26 protein-coding genes are annotated in these 21,584 nt (G+C 40.5%); 20 read left to right on the top strand and 6 right to left on the bottom strand.

The genetic code is table 11. The features are described from left to right. The gene (locus tag N0B29_RS10005; protein ID WP_263833580.1) at positions 1-438 is read right to left on the bottom strand and encodes a hypothetical protein; all 438 of its coding nucleotides are present in this window, start codon (positions 436-438) and stop codon (positions 1-3) included. A gap of 89 nt (positions 439-527) precedes the next feature. On the opposite strand from N0B29_RS10005, the gene N0B29_RS10000 reads away from it, so the two are divergent. From N0B29_RS10000 to N0B29_RS09975, 6 genes are all read left to right on the top strand, one after another. After that, positions 528-770: a helix-turn-helix domain-containing protein gene (locus N0B29_RS10000; RefSeq protein ID WP_263833579.1), complete on the top strand. Its 243-nt coding sequence runs from the start codon at positions 528-530 to the stop codon at positions 768-770. A gap of 81 nt (positions 771-851) precedes the next feature. Beyond that, a complete protein-coding gene (locus tag N0B29_RS09995) occupies positions 852-1,307 on the top strand; it encodes a MarR family winged helix-turn-helix transcriptional regulator (RefSeq protein ID WP_263833578.1) in 456 nt (151 codons plus the stop codon). A 62-nt stretch (positions 1,308-1,369) separates the two neighbouring features. After that, positions 1,370-1,936 carry a YceI family protein gene (locus N0B29_RS09990; protein WP_263833577.1) on the top strand — a complete coding sequence of 189 codons (567 nt, stop codon included), beginning with the start codon at positions 1,370-1,372 and terminating at the stop codon, positions 1,934-1,936. A gap of 60 nt (positions 1,937-1,996) precedes the next feature. Further along, positions 1,997-2,704, top strand: a complete 708-nt coding sequence (locus tag N0B29_RS09985) for a pirin family protein (protein WP_263833576.1) — start codon at positions 1,997-1,999, stop codon at positions 2,702-2,704. Between the two features lie 19 nt (positions 2,705-2,723). Beyond that, complete coding sequence (locus N0B29_RS09980) at positions 2,724-2,936, top strand: CDGSH iron-sulfur domain-containing protein (protein ID WP_263833575.1); 213 nt, start codon at positions 2,724-2,726, stop codon at positions 2,934-2,936. A gap of 83 nt (positions 2,937-3,019) precedes the next feature. Next, a complete protein-coding gene (locus N0B29_RS09975) occupies positions 3,020-3,934 on the top strand; it encodes a DUF234 domain-containing protein (RefSeq protein WP_263833574.1) in 915 nt (304 codons plus the stop codon). Between the two features lie 189 nt (positions 3,935-4,123). Here the strand turns inward: N0B29_RS09975 and N0B29_RS09970 are convergent, their stop codons facing one another. Further along, positions 4,124-5,098: an HD domain-containing protein gene (locus tag N0B29_RS09970; protein WP_263833573.1), complete on the bottom strand. Its 975-nt coding sequence runs from the start codon at positions 5,096-5,098 to the stop codon at positions 4,124-4,126. Positions 5,099-5,126: 28 nt separating this feature from the next. Beyond that, complete coding sequence (locus tag N0B29_RS09965) at positions 5,127-5,333, bottom strand: hypothetical protein (protein ID WP_263833572.1); 207 nt, start codon at positions 5,331-5,333, stop codon at positions 5,127-5,129. Between the two features lie 94 nt (positions 5,334-5,427). On the opposite strand from N0B29_RS09965, the gene N0B29_RS09960 reads away from it, so the two are divergent. The 5 genes from N0B29_RS09960 to N0B29_RS09940 are packed head-to-tail and all read left to right on the top strand — an operon-like array spanning position 5,428 to position 9,918. Continuing rightward, entirely contained in the window at positions 5,428-6,147 is a 720-nt protein-coding gene (locus tag N0B29_RS09960; RefSeq protein WP_263833571.1) for a thioredoxin domain-containing protein, read from the top strand. Positions 6,148-6,206: 59 nt separating this feature from the next. After that, positions 6,207-7,343: a PAS domain-containing protein gene (locus N0B29_RS09955; protein WP_263833570.1), complete on the top strand. Its 1,137-nt coding sequence runs from the start codon at positions 6,207-6,209 to the stop codon at positions 7,341-7,343. A gap of 38 nt (positions 7,344-7,381) precedes the next feature. Next, positions 7,382-8,062, top strand: a complete 681-nt coding sequence (locus N0B29_RS09950; protein WP_263833569.1) for a response regulator transcription factor — start codon at positions 7,382-7,384, stop codon at positions 8,060-8,062. After that, positions 8,059-9,288: an ArsS family sensor histidine kinase gene (locus N0B29_RS09945; RefSeq protein ID WP_263833568.1), complete on the top strand. Its 1,230-nt coding sequence runs from the start codon at positions 8,059-8,061 to the stop codon at positions 9,286-9,288. Before N0B29_RS09950 ends, N0B29_RS09945 begins: the two co-directional genes overlap by 4 nt. 21 nt (positions 9,289-9,309) lie before the next feature. After that, positions 9,310-9,918 carry a DJ-1/PfpI family protein gene (locus N0B29_RS09940; RefSeq protein WP_263833567.1) on the top strand — a complete coding sequence of 203 codons (609 nt, stop codon included), beginning with the start codon at positions 9,310-9,312 and terminating at the stop codon, positions 9,916-9,918. Between the two features lie 99 nt (positions 9,919-10,017). On the opposite strand, the gene N0B29_RS09935 is transcribed toward N0B29_RS09940, so the two are convergent. From N0B29_RS09935 to N0B29_RS09925, 3 genes are all read right to left on the bottom strand, one after another. Continuing rightward, positions 10,018-10,905, bottom strand: coding sequence for a hypothetical protein (locus tag N0B29_RS09935; RefSeq protein WP_263833566.1), 888 nt, complete (start codon positions 10,903-10,905; stop codon positions 10,018-10,020). A gap of 93 nt (positions 10,906-10,998) precedes the next feature. Further along, positions 10,999-11,892 (bottom strand): SMP-30/gluconolactonase/LRE family protein, encoded by an 894-nt coding sequence (locus N0B29_RS09930; protein WP_263833565.1) that lies wholly within the window; start codon positions 11,890-11,892, stop codon positions 10,999-11,001. A 130-nt stretch (positions 11,893-12,022) separates the two neighbouring features. Next, positions 12,023-13,093 (bottom strand): class I SAM-dependent methyltransferase, encoded by a 1,071-nt coding sequence (locus N0B29_RS09925; RefSeq protein WP_263833564.1) that lies wholly within the window; start codon positions 13,091-13,093, stop codon positions 12,023-12,025. Positions 13,094-13,207: 114 nt separating this feature from the next. On the opposite strand from N0B29_RS09925, the gene N0B29_RS09920 reads away from it, so the two are divergent. From N0B29_RS09920 to N0B29_RS09880, 9 genes are read left to right on the top strand one after another with little or no spacing between them, the layout of a single operon-like run. After that, complete coding sequence (locus tag N0B29_RS09920; protein WP_263833563.1) at positions 13,208-13,522, top strand: ApeI family dehydratase; 315 nt, start codon at positions 13,208-13,210, stop codon at positions 13,520-13,522. Further along, entirely contained in the window at positions 13,509-14,213 is a 705-nt protein-coding gene (locus tag N0B29_RS09915; RefSeq protein WP_263833562.1) for a glycosyltransferase family 2 protein, read from the top strand. The genes N0B29_RS09920 and N0B29_RS09915 overlap by 14 nt, the downstream gene beginning before the upstream one ends. Further along, complete coding sequence (locus N0B29_RS09910; RefSeq protein WP_263833561.1) at positions 14,210-15,070, top strand: lysophospholipid acyltransferase family protein; 861 nt, start codon at positions 14,210-14,212, stop codon at positions 15,068-15,070. Before N0B29_RS09915 ends, N0B29_RS09910 begins: the two co-directional genes overlap by 4 nt. Continuing rightward, the gene (locus tag N0B29_RS09905) at positions 15,067-16,587 is read left to right on the top strand and encodes an HAL/PAL/TAL family ammonia-lyase (protein ID WP_263833560.1); all 1,521 of its coding nucleotides are present in this window, start codon (positions 15,067-15,069) and stop codon (positions 16,585-16,587) included. Before N0B29_RS09910 ends, N0B29_RS09905 begins: the two co-directional genes overlap by 4 nt. Beyond that, the gene (locus tag N0B29_RS09900; RefSeq protein ID WP_263833559.1) at positions 16,584-17,273 is read left to right on the top strand and encodes an SDR family oxidoreductase; all 690 of its coding nucleotides are present in this window, start codon (positions 16,584-16,586) and stop codon (positions 17,271-17,273) included. The genes N0B29_RS09905 and N0B29_RS09900 overlap by 4 nt, the downstream gene beginning before the upstream one ends. After that, on the top strand, positions 17,273-17,806 hold the full coding sequence (locus N0B29_RS09895) for a hypothetical protein (RefSeq protein ID WP_263833558.1): 534 nt from the start codon (positions 17,273-17,275) through the stop codon (positions 17,804-17,806). The genes N0B29_RS09900 and N0B29_RS09895 overlap by 1 nt, the downstream gene beginning before the upstream one ends. 3 nt (positions 17,807-17,809) lie before the next feature. After that, complete coding sequence (locus tag N0B29_RS09890) at positions 17,810-18,292, top strand: LolA-like protein (RefSeq protein WP_263833557.1); 483 nt, start codon at positions 17,810-17,812, stop codon at positions 18,290-18,292. Beyond that, positions 18,276-20,393: an MMPL family transporter gene (locus N0B29_RS09885; RefSeq protein WP_263833556.1), complete on the top strand. Its 2,118-nt coding sequence runs from the start codon at positions 18,276-18,278 to the stop codon at positions 20,391-20,393. Before N0B29_RS09890 ends, N0B29_RS09885 begins: the two co-directional genes overlap by 17 nt. Then, on the top strand, positions 20,390-21,571 hold the full coding sequence (locus N0B29_RS09880) for an AMP-binding protein (protein ID WP_263833555.1): 1,182 nt from the start codon (positions 20,390-20,392) through the stop codon (positions 21,569-21,571). Before N0B29_RS09885 ends, N0B29_RS09880 begins: the two co-directional genes overlap by 4 nt. The last annotated feature ends 13 nt before the right edge of the window (positions 21,572-21,584 follow it).

Raw genomic sequence — 21,584 nt, 5'->3', positions numbered from 1 at the left:
CTATCTGATCGGTTTATTATCATAAATATCTTGCATGCAGAGCATCATTTCATGCTCATGAATATCATATTTTATGGTTTCGCCGTTTATATTTGTTGTTTCAATACCCATATAATTTAATTTAACCGTCCTATCTGCACTTACGTTAAAATGTGCAATGATTTTGATTGATTTTAAAATTTTTTTATACACTTCATCAAATGATAAAAAGTCAATATCTATAAAGCCATCTACTTGAACAATTTTTTGACCCGCATGTGTTACACGTTCTTTCCAGAGAATCTTTTCAAAATAGATATAGGTATTAAATACTTTTCCAATCGTACGTGATCGATCAAACTCTAATGTACTATTTTTCACAGCTAAAATACAACGACTGTATCCAAATATCTTCATGATAGAACGAAACCACACAAATGGATTTAATATCTTCTTCATTACGCCTCATATTTTACTAACCATGGTTAGTTGTTACAAAATATTAATACGCATATACTTACAAGAACTTTAACTATAGGTAGTTTTTTATGAAAGAATTAACTTTTAGTAATATTGACACATTACACAAGCAAATTGGTCAAAATGTTGCCAAAATACGCAAAGAAAAAAAAATTACCCAACTTGATTTGGCATTAGCGATTGGCTTAAAATCGGTAGGTCTTATCTCAGTAGCTGAACTCTATCACAATAAAAAACATTTCAACATCGAACATCTCTATAAAATTGCGTTGGCACTCGATGTTGATATATGTGAGTTTTTCAAACCCTAATTTCTGCTTCATAACAAAAATATGAACGACTCTTGACATTAATACTAATTAGTAATATAATTCTGGCAAAGGAAGGAAAAGATGAAACTGAGATCAAACGTTAAAAGTTATGGTGAACGCACAGACAAGAGTATGCAAACATGGATTCAGATCCTGCGTGCATTTCAAAAAATCCGTGCTAAAGAGTTGAAATATATCAACGCATCTAACCTTAGCATGAATCAGTTTGAAGTCTTAGAAGTCCTTTACCATCGTGGCGATTTGCAAGTAGGAGCGATTACAAAATTGATCGCGAGCACACCTGGCAATGTCACTGTGGTTGTCAAAAATCTCACTCGAGATGGCTTAGTGCAAACGCTGCCCTCTTTGGAAGATAGTCGTGTACGCATTGTAAGCATCACTGAAAGCGGATGTGCCCTTATCGGTGGTATGTTTACACAACATGCCGCGAATCTCAAGAGCTATTTTGACATTTTAAGCGATGAAGAGTTGGTCACGTTGTATGACCTGTTACGCAAACTGCAAAAAGCGCAATAGACTTCGTGTAAGTCTGCTATTTTTTTGCTCAAATATTACTAATTAGTAAAAAAGGAACCGTTATGAAAATAAAAACATTACTCGCATCATCCCTGTTGGCAGGAACTGCCCTATTCGCTGGCAATTACAACGTCGATCCTATGCACTCAAGTGCGGATTTTAGTGTCAAACACGCCATGATTTCAACCGTAAAAGGGAATTTTTCAACATTTAACGGAAGTTTTGTATACGATGAAGCAACTAAAACGCTTAAATCTCTCAATGGAACCATTCAAGCAACTTCCATCGATACAGGCATTAAAGACAGAGACGAACACTTACGTTCCGCCGACCTTTTTGATGTTGCAAAGTACCCAACCATCACATTTGTACTCGATGAAATTAAAGGGGACAAAGCGTATGGAAAACTCACTATGAAAGGCGTGACTAAGCCTGTTGTTTTGGCTTACGAGAATGGTGGCACAGCGACTGATCTTTATGGCAACAAACGTGTAGGACTTGGTTTAACGGGAAAAATCAATCGAACAGATTTTGGTATCTCATGGAATAAAACCCTTGAAACTGGCGGTGTTATCGTAGGCGAAGAGGTTAAAATCGACGTAGCGCTTGAGGGCATTTTGCAAAAATAATAGACTTTTTTCAATGGGTTGTGAAAGAAGTCTCATGCTTTACATGTAAAGGAGAAAGCAATGGCATTTATCATTCATAAAGCAAACCAAAGAGGTGTTGCGGAACATGGTTGGCTTCATAGCCATTTTAGCTTCTCCTTTGCGGAGTATTACAATCAAGCTCGAATGGGTTTTGGCGCACTTCGTGTTATCAATGATGACATCATCGAAGCGGGAGAGGGGTTTGGTATGCACCCTCACCGCGACATGGAGATCGTCTCTATTGTCACCAAAGGGGTGCTTGTCCACAAGGATTCTTTTGGCAATCATGGCGAAATCCATGCAGGAGAGATTCAGTACATGAGTGCGGGAAGTGGTGTTTATCACTCTGAGTTTGCATCCAAAGAGGGAACGGCGGCACTGTTTCAAATCTGGATACACCCAAACCAAAAAGGTGGTGAGCCCCTTTACAATCAACGCGATTTTAGAGATGTCACCAAAAACAATCAATGGGTAACGCTCGTTTCGCCTGATGGCAGAGACCACTCCATCGCCATTAAACAAGACGCATTCATCGCTACAACCGAGCTGGATGAGGGTAAAACGATTTTTCTAGCTCCTTCTTCTTCAAATCGTGGTAAACTCGTATTCGTTGTCGAAGGTGAAATTGAAATCGATGGTGTGGCACTTGAGTCAAGAGATGAAGTACAGATTACCGAAAATAAAACCTATGAGTTAAAAGCGTTGAAGCCCTCTTGGGTTTTAGTCTTTGATGTGCCAATGCACTAAAAAGTATAAAGGATAAACTATGTCACCTGTCAAAATGTCGCTCGAAGCCAACAAAGAGTACCACTTCTGCACCTGTGGGAAAAGTGCTGACACCGTTTTGTGTGATGGTAGCCATAAAGGCACAAGTTTTACGCCTAAAGCGTTTACGGTTACCGAAAGCAAAGAGTACTATCTGTGCGCCTGTAAAAAAAGCGCCAATGCTCCATTTTGTGATGGAAGTCACGCTAAATAACTAAATGCCTTTAGAGGAGTGAAAACGCTTTCACTCCTCTTTTTCGTGTATAATGACGAAAAACAATCAAAGGCTCTTTTTCTATGTCACACCACCCTACTCTTTTAGCGCAATTCCGTTCTTTTTATCTTCAAAATAGGCTTAACGATCTTGAAGTCGCCATCGAATACTTCAGCGTTTTTGGAGGGACAAGTTGGAATGTCGATACCACTAAACCTCTTTTTGAACTCATCGCGGCGAAAATTTTAAAAAACTACACCTACATTCATGCCGACATTACCAAACTCACTTACAGCAACAAACTAAGCCACGCACTCCTCACCGCGTGTGCAACGGGCGATCGTCGCGTTTTTTCCTCGTATAAAAAAGCACGTTTGAGCCGAGAAGAAGGCAATGAAGCATTGCATGCACTTTTGCGCAGTGAACTCATCGAGCTTGAGTATTCGCTAGAGCGCCCCGTAAGAGAAGAAGATGACAACTCCGATAAACTGAATTTCATCTCCCCTTTTATGCGTTTTTGGTTTGCTTTTGTTTCACCGTACTACAAAACCATCAAAGAGAATGATTTTAGCGAAGTCGAAAAAGCGTTTACCAACCGCGAACAAGGCTTTAGTGATCTTATTTTTGAAAAACTCGCACAAGCATTTTTGAAAAAAAGTTTTACGGAAGACCCTATCGTCGAGATAGGAAGTTATTGGGATAAAAACGCTGAAATTGATATTTTAGCGAAGACGAAATCTGGCAAACTTATCGCTGGAAGCTGTAAATACACGAATGCTAAAGTGAAAAAAACAGAGCTTTCTAAACTCAAAGAACAATGTGCAAAAGCGGAACTTGAGGCTGACATCTATGTGATTTTTAGCAAAAGCGGTTTTAGCTCGGAACTTAAAGCTCTTAAAGGCGATGATCTAAAACTGTTTACACTAAAAAGTATGAAGCCACTTATTGAAGAGATCAAAGAAAAAGAGCTCATTGCATGTGAGGGAAAGAAGTACTAGAAGGAGCATCAAAGAGGGAATGAACTCCCTCTTTGATACATTTTATCCCACATAAATCATCGCGCTAGAACAACACAGGTTGCGACAAAGGCGATGATCTCAGGGGTGTATTTGAAGTAAGCTACCCATACACGCATGACTCATCCTTTTGTTGTTGTATCGCACCTAAGCATTCTTCGTTCCAACGCTTTACATGTAAAGCTCGTACGCCTCAATTTTCGTTTGAAGTTTATTGGCTAAATAGCTATGGGCATAACCAAGCTCCCTCAAAATCATCTTTGCTTCTTCAAGGTACTTTCGTTTTTTCGCTTCATCCCAATGTTTGGGTGGCACACCCAAATTGGTAATGCGATCGGCAAGTTTGACAAGCGCGACACAGTTTTGACGCTTTTTAAGGCGTTCCAAACTATCTCTCATCTGAAGCTCTTTAGTAGGTAGGCTTTTATCTTTGGTCAGAGCTTGCACACCTTTGGCTATGACTTCGGCATTGCCTGCCAAAGAGCTCTCTTTGGTAATTTTTATGGGTGTATCCTCGTTGACATCGTGTAAAAGCGCACAAGCGATGGCGACATTGTTTTCATCAAAACTAAGCGGCTCCATACAAAGAGCGTTGATGACTTCACTCGCAACACTTAGAAGGTGCATCGAGTAAGGAAGCCCATGCGGTGTCTTTTGCTCACCGTGTGCGACAAGCGCAAAAGCGAGATTTTCTTTGAAAAATTCGACACTGAAAAGCTCTTTGGGTAAGCTCTGCTCAACACGTTTTACGCATGGCAAAGAGGGCTTTTTCTCTTTTTCGATTTTGGCGTATGGAGCTTCTTCTTCATCCTCACTAAAGAAAAACAGATAACTGCCACCTTCACAGACAAGCTCCAACTCTTCAAAACGCTCATGCTCTCCAACATTGGCGTAAAGGTTTACATATAAAATCTTTTGAAGCGTTTCACTTAAAGAATGTTTTGTTTTTGCAGGCGGAAGAGGAATGTTATCGAACTTAAAAAATTCAAAATAACCCATAGAGCCACCCGCAACATGAAAATTAATGCTCAGACTTTTTGGTTTTCCCTCTTTAAGATAGACGATTTCAACAAGATTATGAAGCGTGTAAAGTGCAACGACGTCACACCCTTCAATGTCATTTAAGTACGCCCATTTTTTATCCATAATTTACCTTTACATGTAAAGATTTTAACTATTTTTTACAAAGTTCATCGAACCAGACTTCATTTTCCTGCGAACGGTTCTTTTTAGAGCGCAAAAGCGTCTCGCGAACCGAGACCAAATCTTCCAATTCTAAGAACTCTAACATCGAAAATGAAGAGATTGGGGCATTGGGATCGGATTCTATCAGTTTTTCAATCTCTTCTATAAGTGCCATTTTATCGGCATTATCACGCATTCATTTACCTTTCATTACCAAACTGTGACTCTTTTTATTGTATAATACCTTACATTTCATGCAGATTAGTTTCTGTAACTTACAAGGAAAATGAATGAAAAAACACATTTTATGGTTGGTTGCGCTTCTTTCTAGCACACTTTTTGCAGCAACCGATGCACAGATTGTTGAACACTTTAAATCAACGATTCAAGTACCCAATATTACCATTGAAGTCGTTTCTCGCAAAGGCGTTGAAGGCATTGATGGCATGGATTTCGTGACTTTAAATCTTAGCGATGGTTCACGTTCACAAAAACTCAGCATCTTCACAAAAGATGATTTGATCTTCCCTGATGTTATCAGCATCAAACAAGGTGGAAGCATTAAAGAGATGATGGAGATGGCAGAGCTTCAGAAAAAGCTTTCAGCAATCTACAAAAAAGAGGAGAAAAAAAATGTAATCTCTTTAGGCAATGACCCTAAAAAAGATACATTAGTCGTCTTCACCGATCCTGAGTGTCCTTACTGTAGGCAAGAGCTTGCTCAAATCGAGCAAAGACTCACCACCAACAATCTCAAACTTATTTTTACCCCTGTTCATGAGCGCAGTTCTCTTGAAAAATCAGTCATTATCTACAACGAGACAGCCAAAGCGAAAACAGACGCTGAGAAAATCAAAATCTTGAAAAAATATTACGATGAAAATGTTAAATATGAGCAAAAAATCAGTGATGCAGACGTTGCTCGCATTGATGAACTCAAAAACAAATACTTTGGTGCTGGCATCAAAGGCGTTCCATTTATTGTGAAAGAGAAAGAGCTTTTGAAATAGTTTTTGCTTTTTTATCCCGCTGAACATAAAAGCGGGATACCCCAATACAAAGAGGTTGTATGTCTCAAATCGTCCTTTTTGCCATTATTGTTTTTCTACTTTCACTATCATTGACACTCTATTTTCGTCTTCGAAAACTTCAAAACGAACCTACCAGCTCTAAACATGCCGCATTGCAAGAAGAAGAAGTTTTTCAAATATTGCCACTCCCCACTCTTTACAAAAAAAATGCTAAGTGGTACACCAACAAAGCCTTTAGCCGCGCATTTGGTGCTATGAGCAAAGAGACAGCCGAACTTCTAAACACCCTTCCAAAAAGTGGCGAGCACATGCACGAATTGGTGTTTGATAATGACATTACCAAACAAGCTATGATCTATACAGCCCCTCTTTTAGGCTCTTCGAACGATTTTGTTGCCATCATCGTAGACATCGCACATCTGCATAAAAGCAAATCGCTTCTTTTACAACAAAAAGAGCGTTTGGAGCTAGCGCTTGAGGGAAGCAATGAGGCGATCTGGGATTGGGATATGAAAAGCGATGTTGTCTTTTACTCCCAAAAATGGAAACAACTTATGGGGTATGAACCAAAAGAAAATCCTTCAACACTCTCTTCATGGCTTAACCTTGTCCACACCAAAGATATGGCACTGGTCAATGAACGTCTTAAAGCGCATCTTGATGGTAACACCGAATTTTTTGTCGTCGATCATCGTATTCGCCAGAGTGAACCTCTGCGTTGGATTAATGTTCGAGGTCGTGTCATTCGGGGTAAAAACGACCAAAACATTCGCATGGTTGGTACGATTCGTGACATATCAGAACGCAAAGAAGAAGAGGTTAAAGAGCATTTAGAACAAGAGCGATTCATCGCTTTTGTAGAAAATATTCCCGCTCTTGCCTTTATCAAAAACACGCAGGGAAACTATCTGTATATGAACCAATCTTACCAAAAGTTCATCGGTTTTAAAACATGGAAAAACAGAAACGCCTTTGATCTTTTTGATGCTCAAACTGCCCAAAACATAGCAGAAACAGACCGCCTTGCGCTTTATGAAGGTGTTGTTGAACATGAAATTGCACTGCCTACTTTAGAAGGGTTACAAAGCCACTTCCATCTATACGAATTTATCATTGACGAGGAAAACGAAAAGCTTCTTTGTGGCTTTAGCATTAACAAACCATTCAAAGAGTAGATGTATCATTATTGCAAGCAAATTCTAAGGATACGCCTATGCAACCTAACCTTTTGATGATTGAAGATGATGTCGAACTCGCCGAAATTTTATGCAATTTTTTAAAACGCTATAACATCATCGTGACCAACTATGATGACCCCTACCTTGGTATCAGCGCACTGAGCCTCAAAAAGTATGACCTGCTGATTTTAGACCTCTCGCTTCCAGGTATGGATGGGCTTGAGATTTGCAAAGAAGTACGCGCTAAAAGCGACATCCCTATTATTATCTCCTCTGCGCGCAGTGATCTGGAAGATAAGATCGTAGGTTTAGAGCTGGGCGCTGACGACTACTTGCCAAAACCTTATGAACCTAAAGAGCTTTATGCACGCATTATGAGTGTGCTAAGACGCTATAAAAAAAGCAATTCACCTCATGACGAAGCGTCAATTTCAGCCCTCATACTCAAAGAAGAGAGCCATACCATTTTTTTCAACCATACACCTTTGACACTTACCCCTGCCGAATACGACGTCCTTGCACACCTCATCAAAAAGAACAACTGCGTTGTCTCAAGAACGGAACTGCTCAGTAGCACGCTAAGTCTTAATGAAGACAATGAAAGCAGAAGTTTAGATGTTCTTATTAGTCGTATCAGAACCAAACTGGGTGAGAGTTCTAAAGAGCCCAAACTCATCCATTCCGTACGCGGCATCGGTTATAGGCTTCAAGCATGAGATGGTATCATTCGATCATCACGCGCATTACGCTCATTTTTGCACTGGCGCTTTTAGGCATCGCTGCCATCTTTTTTTCACTCTCGATTCATGAGCGTGAAAGCAATATAAGGCGTATGCATGACTACGCGCATCTAGCGGTTCGTACAGCGGTTGATCCGCTTACGAAACAGCTTGATTTTGCCAAACTCGATGAGATGGGCTTTACGCTTGTAGACGACCGAAAATTGCAAGAAAAACTTTTATCGTTACCTAAACCTCCTCGTCCTTTTCCTATGAAACAGATGGAAGAAAAATTACGATTTGGGATGTATGTCGTTTCGCATGGCATTCATATTTATGCCATTTTGCAAAAAAGAGATGGTGATCCTATCATCTTGCAAGTGCCCTTTGAAAAAGAAGTTTTTCCTCAAATTCTCTTCCCATTTCTAACGCTCGCTTTTGTTATCTTTCTCTACATTGGCATTATCCGAAGTATTCTACCGCTTAAAACATTGCGTGAGCAGATCAAACACTTTGCCAATGGCAATTACGACGTTACATGTAAAAGCACTAAAAAAGATGAAATTGCCGCTCTTGCCAACGAATTTGACAGTGCGGTAGCTAAAATAAAATCGCTCCGTGATTCCAGACAGCTCTTTTTACGCAACATCATGCACGAGCTTAAAACACCCATCACCAAAGGTAAACTAGCAGCCGAAATGATCGAAGATGCAACCTATACCAACATTCTTCAAAATGTCTTTAAACGTCAAGAAGCCCTGTTGGAAGAGTTTTCGCGCATCGAAAAGCTGAGTGCTGACGAGCTCAAACTAGACATAAAAACCTACCACATCGAAGATGTTGTGGACTTTGCACTCGATATTTTAGAAGATAAAAAAGAGAACATTACCTGCCAGCTTACTCCTGTCGAACTTCATGTCGATTTTGAACTTTTTGGCGTCGTACTTAAAAACCTTCTGGACAATGGTGTCAACTACGCTCATGACCACCGCGTTATACTTCGCAATGATGCCAAAACCATCACCGTCTCGAACCACGCCCCAGCGTTAGAGTTTCCTATTGAGCGCTACGCAGAGCCTTATTTTTTAGAAGGGAAAAAACAAAAAAGCTCACGCGGTCTTGGATTTGGTCTGTTCATCACATGGCATGTCATTCGTTTGCATGGCATGAGGTTAAAGTACAAGCGTGAAGGCGAAATGAACCATTTTATGATTTACATGTAAAGAAAAAAAGGGGGAAGATGTATGAGCTATTCGGTTGGCATATTTGTCTTTGACAATGTCGAAGTGCTTGATTTCGCAGGTCCTTATGAAGTTTTTACCACCGCAACACGTGTCTACGGGAAAGAGCATCTTCTAAGCTCCATAACGCCCTTTGAAGTTTTTACGATTGGTAAAACAAAATCCCCCGTTCGAGCGCGGGCAGGACTCAAAATCGACCCTGACTTTGACTTTAGCTCCCATCCCAAAATTGATGTTTTACTCATCCCTGGCGGTGTTGTCACTGAAGCCTTGAAAGACGCTTCGGTTATAAGCTGGATCGCCACGACCTCCAAAGAGACACACCTCACCGCTTCTATCTGCACAGGTGCCTTTTTACTAGCAAAAGCGGGACTGCTTGAGGGCAAATCTGCAACCACACACTGGGAAGATATAAACGACCTTCGCGTGATGTTTCCAAACCTTGACGTCAAAGAGCAAATGCGCTGGGTCGATGAAGACTCCATCATCACATCCGCTGGCATATCTGCTGGCATCGATATGAGTCTGCATCTTATCGAACGCCTTATAGATAGAGATTTAGCCGTTAAAACTGCGAGGCAAATGGAGTTTGACTGGACGAAAAATAGCTAAGCTTTTGATTTTAAATAAGGCTGCTTTATATAACTTTTTATTTTTGTTGTCTAAAATTCTTTAAAAGTAGCCTATCCCCATTTTCCTATTTTATAAGTATTAATCAATACTAAAGAGGGAATAGGCGACGTGTTCTATGGAGTAATTCATCACTTTTCTATCACTTCCATCAAGGTTGGATGTTTCTAAGAGTTCAAGGTCTTTTTCTGCATCATAAATATAAACCAAACGATCATTGATTTTATCGATGGTAAGTGCTCTTGGGTTGGAAAATCGATGTTCAAATTTGATAAGAACTTTTTTGTCTGAGCCATCATATTTAACACTTGATATTGAACCATCACCAGTATCTGCCCAAACAACCCTTCTGTTTTTATAATCAACAACGATACCTTGAGGTTCTTTGGCATAAGTGAGCCTAGTAAAGTCATTGGTTTTTAAATCAATTCGGATAATTTGGTGTGCTGAAAAGTCAGAGAGATAGAGCTTATCATATATCCTATCATAAAATAACCCATTCCCCGAGCCTATGTAATAAAATCTTGAATTTGGAAGAATGATCTTTTTTTCATAGTTATCAAGATCAGCAAAGCCTACTTCGATTTCTAAATTTTCAAGCCAATTTGTCCAATAGATTCCACCACGTGTATTATCAATCGCAATGGACATAGGACGATAAATATCTGAAATAATTTTTTGAACATTTGAGCCATCTGGATTGGCTTTATAGATACCGTGATTGGTGATGTCTGACCAATAGATATTGCCTGCTTTATCAACTATTGATGACTGAATGCGGGTATTGGAATAAATAATTTTTGTTGCGTTATCCATCGCATTTCGTTCAACACCGTAGATACCGCTAGTATATCCTCCCATATTGTTATCGATCGTAGTTGTTCCATAAAAATCATAGAGAGGTTTCGTGGCACAACCACTCAAAACAATCGCTATAAGACTCAATGCAAACATAAAAAAAATTTTCATAAAAAATCCTTATAAAGATAAGATTTGCTCAAATATAAAAGTTTAGCTCCGATTCTTTATGCCTTTTGACCTATACAAATGAAAGAAAAATGGTTAATCAATACTAAAGAGTGATGAAGAACCAGAATGTTCTATAGAGTGATTCACCACTTTTCTATCACTTCCATCAAGATTGGATGTTTCTAAGAAGTGAAGGTCTTTTTTTGGTTCACCATAAATGTAAACCAAACGTTCATTGACTTTATCGATGGTGAGTGCGGTTGGGTTGGCAAACTGACTTTCAAATTTGATAAGAACTTTTTTGTCTGAGCCATCAAATGTAACACTTGATATCGAATCATCACTAGTATCTGCCCAAATTACCCTTCTGTTTTTATAATCAACAACGATACCTTGGGGTTGCTGGGCATAAGTGAGTCTACTAAATTCATTGGTTTTTAAATCGATTCGGATAATTTGTCCTCCAGAATAGTCAGAGAGATAGAGTTTGTCATATATCGCATCATAAAATAACCCACTTCCTGAGCGTATTGACATTCTTGAATTTGGAAGAATAATCTTTTTTTCATAATTATCAAGATCAGCAAAGCATACTTCTACTTTTAAACCATCGAGCCAATTAATCCAATAGATTCTACCACGTGTATTATCAATCGTAATAACCGTAGGACGATAAATATCTGAAATAATTTTTTGAACATTTGAGCCATCTGGCTTGGCTTTATAGATACCGTGATTGGTGATGTCTGTCCAATAGATATTGCCTGCTTTATCAACTGTTGCTGAGCGAACATCGGCTCTTAAATGAATAATTTTTGTTGAAATATCCATCTCATCTCGTTTGACGCCATAGATACCTCCAACATCTCCCCCTATATTGCTACTGATCGTAGTTGTCCAATAAAGATCATACGTAGGTTTTGTAGTAGCACAGCCACTAAAAAAAATAGCTATAACGCTCAATGCGATCATAATAAGATATTTCATAAAAAATCCTTGAACAGTAAGATTTGATGAGATACATTATAAAAAGTATTACCTTAAATCGAGCAAGCACGCAAAAAAAATGGGGACAAGCTACTTTTATCGCTATTTTGGCTCCATATTTTGTTCTTCATCAACCTCTTTTTATCTTCAAAATACTCTGGCAAACACCCAAATGATCGCTGATTTCATCGACTTTAAGCCCCGCCATTTCGACGAGCTTGATAAAATCTTTTGAGTGGTACATCTTGCTGCAACCATTTGCCATGGCGGTAAAGTACGGCGAGGTATTGATGATGCAAAAGGCGGAAGTTTCAAAGCGTTGCCTGTCCCAAAATGGCTCCATGATGCACAGTATTGTTTCTTCATCCATCGCCTCTTTGGCTTTGCTCAAGATGGAGACGATGTCATTTTCACTAAAGCAGTCTAAAAACTGGCTCATCCAGATGATGTCAAACCCTTTTGGGAAGCTATGCGTTGGAGCTAAGACATTGGCAGGTAAAAGAGAAATTTGCTTTTCCAGCCCCTCTTTTTCGATGTTTTCACGTGCCAGCGCGAGCTGTTCTGGTAAATCCATAATGCTTACATGTAAAGCCTTATCGCTCTTTGCCATCAGCATTGAAAACTTGCCTGTATTGCCGCCCACATCTAAAATTTTGCGAGGTTTGAAGCTCAAAAGTTTTTTCACCGCTTCGGGGAAAGCACTGTCGGAGTAAAAATGATCGAAGGTAAACCAACTCTGTTTTGCATTTTCGGGCAAAATGGAAAGTGCGGGGTAGATGGTCTCCCACTCGCCAAAGACTTTCAACCCTGTTGGTTTGCCACTTTTGATCGCTTCATCCAGAGAAAAAAGCCCTTGGTAATTCACATGGTGGTTGTAGTTCATATTGGCAATGGTCATCGGATCGTTCAGTAAAAAATAGCCCGTTTTGGTGATGAAATAAAGCTCGCCTTTTTGTTTGACGATGTCCGCACTCAGGCTCGTTTCAATGAGTGTCGTTATGCCGTATGTACTTAGGTTGGTCTCTTTTGCCAACGCTTCGATGCTAAGACCCTCTTTATGCTCGTAAAGGGCTTTTAAAACACCCAGATCACGCATAGAGCGTGCGACTTGAAACACTATCGGGGCAAAAGCGATGCGCTGGGCGTTGTACTGCGCCTCAATGGCAGATGCGCTATCGTTTTCTTCAAAAAAATGGTTCATGAAAAATTTCCTCTTTTTAGACACATTGTCTGAATCTCTTCGATTATTAGGTCGATTTTAAGCTGTTATTTTAGCTATAATATCTATTTATTTAAGAATTTTTGTAAGGATTGTATGATTTTAACCGATTTTTATACGCTTACATGTAAAGATGAAACGCGCTTTTGTGTACAATTGTGTGACGCAAACCATTCTATTTTTAAGGCACATTTCCCCACAAACCCTATCGTGGCTGGATTTATTCTGCTCGATATGAGCGCTGAAATTTTAGGTGTCGAAATCGTAAAAATTACCAAAGCAAAATTTTTAAAAAACATACCGCCTCTTAGTGTTCTTTGGTTTAACATCCAAACCAAGGAAAAAACGCTCAAAATTCGTGTCAATCAAAATGAACAAAAAGTAGCAGAATTTACCTATGAAAAAAGATGATATTGTCGTTGTTGTCCCCACTTACAACAACCCTCTTACCATTGTCCATGTTGCCAACGATGTTCTCTCTCACGGCTATGCGCTCATCGTTGTCGATGATGGCTCACAAACGCCCGTTTCATCGCTGATGACTCCGCATGAACAACTCACCATTTTACGCCACGAAGTCAACCAAGGTAAAGGCGAAGCCATCATCACAGGAGCGAAAGAGGCAAAAAAGCGAGGTTTTCCCTATTTTATAAGCCTGGATGGCGATGGACAACATCTGGCTTCTCAAATTGAAAAAATCCTAAGCGCCTGCGATGGAGTCGATCAAATCATCATCGGTGCGCGCAATTTTGAGATCAACCATGTCCCCAATGGCTCAAAATTTGGACGCTGGTTTAGTAACTTTTGGGCGTGCTGGGACACCGAACAGACCATTACCGATTCGCTCTCGGGCTTTAGGCTTTATCCGACCTCCATCCTAGACCTCATCATCAAAACCAAGCGCTTTGACTGGGAGATGGAAGTGCTCGTCAAACACGCGTGGAAAGGTCGCCTCATCAAAGAGGTCATCATCGAGTGCTACTACCCAACTCCCGAAGAGCGTGTGAGTCACTTTAAAAAGTTTTGGGACACCGCCGCCATCGTTATGGTGCATGTCAAACTTTTGCCGTGGAAATTTTTCCTCAAAAAAAGGTACCAATGAGCACAAAACAGCGCGGAAGCGGTTGGAGCATCAGGCTCGTTTTTACCTTTTACACACTCTTTGGCTACACCTTTATCTACTACTTGATGTACCCTGTGACTTTTTTTTATTTTTTAGTCGCTGGCAATGTCAAAGAGGCTCTTCGTGATTATTACCAACACATCAACAAACCTTTTAACAACTGGATTTATTTTGAACATTTGCGCCATTTCGCGATTACGATGTGCGACCGCTTTGTCTCTAAAGTCAGCCCACAAGATTACACATTTGACATCAAAAATGAAGAAGAACTTATGCGCCATCTTCATAGTGGTGGTATTTTGCTCTTATCGCATTTTGGGGGCTGGTCGAGTGCAGGCAACTGTTTTACAGACCTTAAAATTAACATTGTCATGCAAGAAGCGCTTATGGAGACCATCAAATGTATCGAAGAAAATCTTGAGACAAAAAACCCTCACCTAAACATCATTGATCTCTCCAAAGGTGGGGTTTATGTCACGATGAAAATCGCCTCGGCCCTTTTAAATAACGAGATTGTCGCGATGATGGCAGACCGTGCCACTGAAGCTAAAAACAAAGAGGTCGTGACATTCTTTGGCAAAGAGGCCGAGTTCAATAAAAATCCTTTTAGCATCGCCTACAAAACCGAAAAACCACTCATGGGCATTGCCTTTAGCTATCAAAACCCCCAGCATTACCGCATTGAATTTATCGAAATTAAGATGGATAAAAACAACCATGCAAACGAAGAGATACACAAAGCGATGCAAGCTTATGCCGATTTTTTTGCAACGCATATTACCGCACACCCTGAACAATGGTTCAACCTATACCCCTTTTGGAAAGAAAAAGCATGAAATTAATCATAGACGATCGCTACATCAGCTTAGAAGAGATATGCAAAGCCAGCAGTGTTAGTGTCTCTAAAGAGAACCACTTTGAAGAGAATTTTTCACTCTCTCATACCTTTTTGATGAATGAAATCAAAAAAGGAAAACCCATTTACGGCGTCACCACAGGCTATGGTGCGAGTGGCAAAAACTACCTGACGTATGAGCAAAGCGCCATTTTACAACAGAACCTTTACCGCTTTCATGGCTGTGGCGTTGGTGCATCGCTCACTCCTCAGACATCGCGTTACGCGCTGATTTGCAGACTTGTTTCACTCTCTAAGGGCAAATCTGGCATCTCGTATGAGCTTTTACAACGCCTTGAGCTTTTGCTTGAAAAAGAGATCATCCCCGTTATTCCTTCCCTTGGCTCGGTAGGAGCTAGTGGCGATTTGACGCCGCTTTCGTACATTGCCGCCGTCATTGCAGGCGAGCGTGAAGTGTGGTATGAAGGCACCATACATCCTACCAATGAGGTGTATGCAAAACTGGGTATCGCTCCGTATGTGTTTAAACCCAAAGAAGCCCTTGCCATTATGAATGGTACGACCATTATGAGTGCGATTGCGCTCACTTGCTTGGAGCGCTTTGAAGTGCTCCTTTCGAGTATGGAGTCCTTTGTAGCTGGCATGTTTGAAGTGCTTTTGGGCGATACGACGCCTTTAGATTCATTTGTGCATGAGGCGAAGCCTTTTAGTGGGCAAATTCAAGTCGCAGCCAACATCAAAGCTAAAATCGAAGGCTCGAAGCTCACGCACGGGCGCGATGACCGCTATGACAAGTTCTTTGCAGACAATGACCTGAACATCCAAGATACCTACTCGATGCGCTGCGCGCCACAAGTTTTAGGCGTGATTCGCGATAACTTGGAGATTTCTAAAAAATGGGTCGAGCAAGAGATCAACTCGGTCAATGACAACCCGCTCATTGATGGCAAAAACCAAAAAATTTACACTTCAGGCAATTTCTATGGTGGCTACGTCGCTCACGCGATGGACACGCTTAAAATCTGCGCTGCAAACCTTGCTGACCTACTCGATAAAGAGTTTGCCCTTCTGGTCGATCACAAATTTAACCGAGGACTCGGTGAAAATCTTAAACTCTCTAAAGAGCACTATTTTCATGGCTTTAAAGCGATGCAAATTACACTCAGTTCCCTAAGTGCCGATGTCATTAAAAACACCACAGCCGCCTCTATTCACTCTCGCCCAACCGAATCCCTCAATCAAGACAAAGTGAGCATGGGAACCACCGCGGCACTGGACTTTAAAAAGATGATGGAGCCGCTTGAGCTGATGCTTGGCATCGCGTTTATGGGCATGGCGCAAGCGGTGGACATCAGGGGCAAAGAGAGCGTTTCGCCAACACTCCTTAAATATTATGATGCTATCAGAGAACACGCTCAGCCCCTGTTGGAAGACAGACGCATGGATGTTGACATCGTGAAGATTCAAAATATTCTTTGCAAAGGAGCTTTAGCATGAAAAAAGTGCTGGTAACAGGAGCTACGGGAAGCCTTGGAGCTGCCATTGTGCACTACTTTGCCAAAGAGGGTTATTTTGTGTACATCCACTACCGAAACCAAAAAGAAAAAGCTCTTGCGCTTCTTGATGAGATCAAAAATGGTGAGATTATCCAGTTTGACATCACCCAAAAAGAAGAAGTGAAAAAGGCTTTAGAAGATTTACATGTAAACGTTTTAGTCAACAATGCAGGCATCACCAAAGACAAACTTTTCTTCTTTATGGAAGAGGAAGAGTGGAGTGATGTGATGGATGCGAATCTTAACAGCCTTTTTTATGTCACCAAACAAATTCTGCCTAATATGATCAAAGAAAAAGCGGGCTCCATCGTCAATGTCTCCTCCATCTCAGGGCTGGTGGGCAATGGCGGGCAAGTCAACTACTCGACGACCAAAGGCGGCATCATCGCTTTCACCAAAGCGCTTTGTGTGGAAGTAGCACGCTATAATATCAGAGTCAATGCAGTAGCCCCAGGGGTTATTGAGTCAGAAATGATCCACAATGTGGATAAAAATATCACCAACCTCATTCCCTGCAAACGCGTAGGAAAGCCCGAAGAGGTCGCTGAAGTGGTCTTCTTTTTAGGCGACAAAGCAACGTACGTGAACGGTGAAGTGATCAATATTAGCGGTGGGATGGTAAGATAATGCACATACTTTTTTCGTTTCTATACGCACCTGTTGTGGTCGTTTTGCTGAGTTATTTTGACATTAAAACCGTCTCGATGGGACTTTTTGGCTTTGGTATCCTTTGGCTTTTCAGTCTGAAACAAAAAGATATTAAAACCACACTCTTTCCTCTTTTTTATATCGCAGTAGCCGTTGGAGCCTTTGCTTTAGATGACTTTTTGGTCTTGAAGTTTTTGCCACTCTTGATCTCTTTAGCATTTATCTTTTTCTTGATGGCGAGCTATTTTGACAACGATTCCATCATTTTACACTTTGCACGCAAACTCCATAAACGCCCTCTTTCAACCAAAGAAGAGGCATACATCAACCGCTCAACCCTTTTTTGGATAGTGCTTGCGTCTATCAACATTCTTTTACATGTAAGCATCCTTCTTCTCAAAAATGACCACTATTGGATTATTTACTCCTCTTTTGGTTGGTATTTTGTTTTTATTTTGGGCGGGATTGCACAGTTTCTGCACCGCCAATTTATCTTCTTAAAACGGATGTAACGCATGAAAATCATCGTTTTGTGTTTACTTTCACTGCTGTGCCTTTTTGCCAACGACGCTTCCACTTTTAAAGAGACACGCTACCTCTACGCGCTTGATAAAACCATCGAGTTAGAAGGATTCATCACGTTTGGAGAGCAAAATATCATCATCGAATATGTCAAGCCCGAATCAAAAGTATTGACCTATTTTGAAGAAAAGCTCACCATTCAAGACCAAAATGGCTATAAAGTCATCGATGCGCAAAGCATGCCTTCGATGAACTATTTTTTTATGATTATTAAAGCGGTGCATGATGAAAACAGTGTCTTATTGAACTCTTTTTTTGAGGCAAAAACAGAAGGCGATGAGACACTCCTAAGCCCTAAAGGAGTGGCGGCTGAAGTTCTTGAAGAGGTGCGTATTTTACGTGCAGCAACGAAACTCAAATCTTTACATGTAAAGATTAAAAACGGCGATAGGATCACCATTGAAATTAGGAACTAAAAGCCTTAACATCATTCTTTTTGCCATCGTAGGCACACTTTTTTTCGTCTACCAAAACTCGGTGCATGTCTCCACCAACCTGCTCTCTTTTTTACCAGAAGGAAAGAGCAAAGAGGCGTTTGAGATCTATTCGCATTTCAAAAATTCAAAAGAGGTGCTCATCGCCACCGAAGGGTTCGATAAAGAATCCCTTGCCAAAATCAAAACCATCGAAGAGAAACTGCTCGCAACTGAGCTTTTAAAGTTAGAGAGTAGCATAACACCCAATGCCAAACTGATCGAATACACCAAAAACAATGCTTTTTATCTGAAAAACCTAAACAAAGATGACTCAGCAAGCATCCATGAAAAGCTAAAATCGCTTTATGAAAAAATGTCAAATAGTCTCTACTATACGACCATAGATGCCTCTGATCCACTGGGCTACTTTAGCCCTAAAGAGCAAAAAATTCCCATTAACATCAGGGACGGTCACTTAGCCTTAGGCGATTTTGGGTATTTGTGCGTTTTGAGCATCAAAGACACTTCCAATACCATCGAGAGTTATGAAACCATCTATAATCTCGTGCATCAAGAGCTTAAAGGCATACAAAATGTCCGCGTCTTTAGCCCAACATTTTACTTTGTGGAAAACTCGCAAAAAATACAAGATGATGTCACTTTTTTGATTGTCCTCTCAACGGTACTTCTCCTTGTGCTTTACATTTTCATCATCAGAAATATCTACCTTCTCATCAACACTATTGCCACCCTTGCGACCTCTGCTCTGCTTTCGTTTTTGCTCATTGGCATGATCTGGAGTGAAGTCTCTGTCTTTGTGTTGGCTTTTGGAAATGCCATAGGAACATTGGCAATTGACTATATGTTCCACTACTATTTTTACGGACATTATGAGAGCAAAAAGAAGTTTAACACCTCTGTTTTTTACGGCTTCCTCACTACTTTTGGGGGCTTTTTGATCTTCGCTTGGGTCGATTTTCCCCTTATCCAACAAGTGTGCGTCTTTGCGATGATTTCGCTCATACTCTCTTACTTGCAATTCGTTTTTCTCTTCCCACTCATCGGGTTCAAAAAAGCACAGCCTTATTCAAAATTTCACTTTTCCATTCCATTACCCTACCGTGCCATCGCTCTACTTTCTCTCTTATCCATTGTTTTAAGCGTTCCTTTTTTACATCTTGATACCAATATCAAAAACCTTGACTACCAAAATACCTCCTTAATGAAAGAGGAAAAATTCTTCAAAGATGCGATCAAAAAAGAGGGCTTCATGCCTCTTCTCATCGAAGCAGACTCCATTGACGAGCTTATAGCGCATAGCAATGTCATTCAAAAAAGCTTTAAAAACGCCACCGCTCCACTCTCCTATTTTTTTGACAAATCATTTTACGAGCAGAGAAAACAAGAAATTGACGCTTTACATGTAAACGAGAAAAAAGCACAGATCGAAGAAGAAGCAACTAAGATTGGCTTTCGTGAAGGCTTCTTTAAAAACGCCTACAATGAAGCACTTTTACACCCAAATTATCAAGAGCTCTCTTTGGAGCGACTTCGTGAAATGGGCTTTGATGTCGTCTTCAAAGATGGCAAGTACTACACCTACGCTTTGGTGAAAAACAGCGACAGAGGCTTATTGACACCTTTTGCTTTTGCCTCTTCCATTGACGCCAAAGAGATGTTCTTTAACGCTCTTCAAAAAATTGCACATCAACTCCTTCTTGGAGGTATTTTAGCCATTGCCTTTATCTTTTTTATGCTCTGGATGGTGTGCCGCAAAACACTTGCACTCAGCTCTAGCTTTGTTTTATTGCCAACCGCACTTATTTTATTGCTTGCATTTATGGGTGGTTTTACCATTGCACACATTTTTATGCTTTTTATCATGATGCTTTTTGGCATTGACTATGGCATCTATATGAGCAGTGATGACAGCTTCAAAGATGGAACGAGAAGTGCGATTTTCTTCTCCATTGTCGACACTTTTGCAGGCTTTGGTGTGCTCATTTTCAGTGACATTGGAGCACTCTACTCCATGGGGCTTGTCTCATGTATTGCCACGGGGGCGATTTTAGTTTTATTGATGGGGAGGAAAAGTCATTGAGAGTTATTATACAAAACGATAATGGCAGCGAAAAAGTCTATGAAAGCGCGCACCTCATCGACACAACACTTAAAAATAAAGTCCTTCTTATTCCTTCCAAAACCAAAGAAGAGAATGCCATAGAGATTTTAAGAGCCTATCTTTCAGGTGCAAAGCCTATTTTGTACGACCAAGAAAACATCGCACTTAAAGAGAAAATCGAATCACTGGGCGCAGAAACATTCAACGACATTGACTTTGCCGCCATGTTTTTTACCTCTGGCAGCACAGGCTTTCCAACGGGTGCCTTTAAAAGTAGAGAAAACATCGAAAAGGACATGGCAGCGTTGGTGCGAGAATTTGGGAATTTTCAGATCGAAAAAGTGGTTGCAACCGTTCCCTTCATTCATATTTACGGTTTTTTAGCCGCACTTTTACTTCCGCTCAAACTAGACGTTGATCTGTTTTTTAAAGAGCATTTTCTACCACATGATCTGCTCGAGTCTGCAAAGCCTCATCACCTTATCGTCACCACGCCTCTTTACATCAAATCGCTTTTGAGGCTGGATGAAACCAAAGACCTGAGCGAAACGATTTTTATTAGCTCTACAGGACCATTGCCAGCCGAGATTGCCAAAGAATTTACCGATAAATTCAACACCACACTCATTCAACTCTTTGGCTCCACCGAATGCGGGAGCATCGCTTTTAAAAAGCAAGATGACACTTTTTGGAGCCCGTTTCAAGGAGTGCAAACTTCGCTCAATGCCGAAGGACTTTTACATGTAAAGTCACCTTTTATCTCCCAAACCTTATGGCAAGAGGGTTTTGTGCAAACAGGTGGAGAAATTCAAAGCTTTGATTATGCTTTGATAGAAAATGGAAAATTTCAACTCATAGGACGAAGCAGTAACATTGTCAAAATCGCAGGTAAACGCTACGCTACCGCACAGATTGAAGAGATTTTAGAAGCGATAGAGGGCATCGAAAAAGCTCTCGTACACGTCAAACACAACAATGCCGAGCTTAAAGATGAAGTCGTTCAAATTTTTCTTGAAACCACGCGTCCTATCACAGCAAAAGAGCTAAAAAGTGCCATCAAACAAAAACTGGGAAAAATCAATCTCCCGATTGAATTACACATCGTTGATAAAATCTCCACCACGTTGATGGGGAAAAAATGTATGCCATTAGTCTAAAAATCTCAACCTT

It is taken from the genome of Sulfurospirillum oryzae (assembly GCF_025770725.1).
GTDB lineage: Bacteria > Campylobacterota > Campylobacteria > Campylobacterales > Sulfurospirillaceae > Sulfurospirillum > Sulfurospirillum oryzae.
This window is presented reverse-complemented; position numbering and strand designations above follow the sequence as displayed.

Bases quoted from the DNA above. Each gene is read 5' to 3' on its own strand.
- N0B29_RS10005 (WP_263833580.1), bottom strand. From the start codon at position 438: ATGAAGAAGATATTAAATCCATTTGTGTGGTTTCGTTCTATCATGAAG.
- N0B29_RS10000 (WP_263833579.1), top strand. From the start codon at position 528: ATGAAAGAATTAACTTTTAGTAATATTGACACATTACACAAGCAAATT.
- N0B29_RS09995 (WP_263833578.1), top strand. From the start codon at position 852: ATGAAACTGAGATCAAACGTTAAAAGTTATGGTGAACGCACAGACAAG.
- N0B29_RS09990 (WP_263833577.1), top strand. From the start codon at position 1,370: ATGAAAATAAAAACATTACTCGCATCATCCCTGTTGGCAGGAACTGCC.
- N0B29_RS09985 (WP_263833576.1), top strand. From the start codon at position 1,997: ATGGCATTTATCATTCATAAAGCAAACCAAAGAGGTGTTGCGGAACAT.
- N0B29_RS09980 (WP_263833575.1), top strand. From the start codon at position 2,724: ATGTCACCTGTCAAAATGTCGCTCGAAGCCAACAAAGAGTACCACTTC.
- N0B29_RS09975 (WP_263833574.1), top strand. From the start codon at position 3,020: ATGTCACACCACCCTACTCTTTTAGCGCAATTCCGTTCTTTTTATCTT.
- N0B29_RS09970 (WP_263833573.1), bottom strand. From the start codon at position 5,098: ATGGATAAAAAATGGGCGTACTTAAATGACATTGAAGGGTGTGACGTC.
- N0B29_RS09965 (WP_263833572.1), bottom strand. From the start codon at position 5,333: ATGCGTGATAATGCCGATAAAATGGCACTTATAGAAGAGATTGAAAAA.
- N0B29_RS09960 (WP_263833571.1), top strand. From the start codon at position 5,428: ATGAAAAAACACATTTTATGGTTGGTTGCGCTTCTTTCTAGCACACTT.
- N0B29_RS09955 (WP_263833570.1), top strand. From the start codon at position 6,207: ATGTCTCAAATCGTCCTTTTTGCCATTATTGTTTTTCTACTTTCACTA.
- N0B29_RS09950 (WP_263833569.1), top strand. From the start codon at position 7,382: ATGCAACCTAACCTTTTGATGATTGAAGATGATGTCGAACTCGCCGAA.
- N0B29_RS09945 (WP_263833568.1), top strand. From the start codon at position 8,059: ATGAGATGGTATCATTCGATCATCACGCGCATTACGCTCATTTTTGCA.
- N0B29_RS09940 (WP_263833567.1), top strand. From the start codon at position 9,310: ATGAGCTATTCGGTTGGCATATTTGTCTTTGACAATGTCGAAGTGCTT.
- N0B29_RS09935 (WP_263833566.1), bottom strand. From the start codon at position 10,905: ATGAAAATTTTTTTTATGTTTGCATTGAGTCTTATAGCGATTGTTTTG.
- N0B29_RS09930 (WP_263833565.1), bottom strand. From the start codon at position 11,892: ATGAAATATCTTATTATGATCGCATTGAGCGTTATAGCTATTTTTTTT.
- N0B29_RS09925 (WP_263833564.1), bottom strand. From the start codon at position 13,093: ATGAACCATTTTTTTGAAGAAAACGATAGCGCATCTGCCATTGAGGCG.
- N0B29_RS09920 (WP_263833563.1), top strand. From the start codon at position 13,208: ATGATTTTAACCGATTTTTATACGCTTACATGTAAAGATGAAACGCGC.
- N0B29_RS09915 (WP_263833562.1), top strand. From the start codon at position 13,509: ATGAAAAAAGATGATATTGTCGTTGTTGTCCCCACTTACAACAACCCT.
- N0B29_RS09910 (WP_263833561.1), top strand. From the start codon at position 14,210: ATGAGCACAAAACAGCGCGGAAGCGGTTGGAGCATCAGGCTCGTTTTT.
- N0B29_RS09905 (WP_263833560.1), top strand. From the start codon at position 15,067: ATGAAATTAATCATAGACGATCGCTACATCAGCTTAGAAGAGATATGC.
- N0B29_RS09900 (WP_263833559.1), top strand. From the start codon at position 16,584: ATGAAAAAAGTGCTGGTAACAGGAGCTACGGGAAGCCTTGGAGCTGCC.
- N0B29_RS09895 (WP_263833558.1), top strand. From the start codon at position 17,273: ATGCACATACTTTTTTCGTTTCTATACGCACCTGTTGTGGTCGTTTTG.
- N0B29_RS09890 (WP_263833557.1), top strand. From the start codon at position 17,810: ATGAAAATCATCGTTTTGTGTTTACTTTCACTGCTGTGCCTTTTTGCC.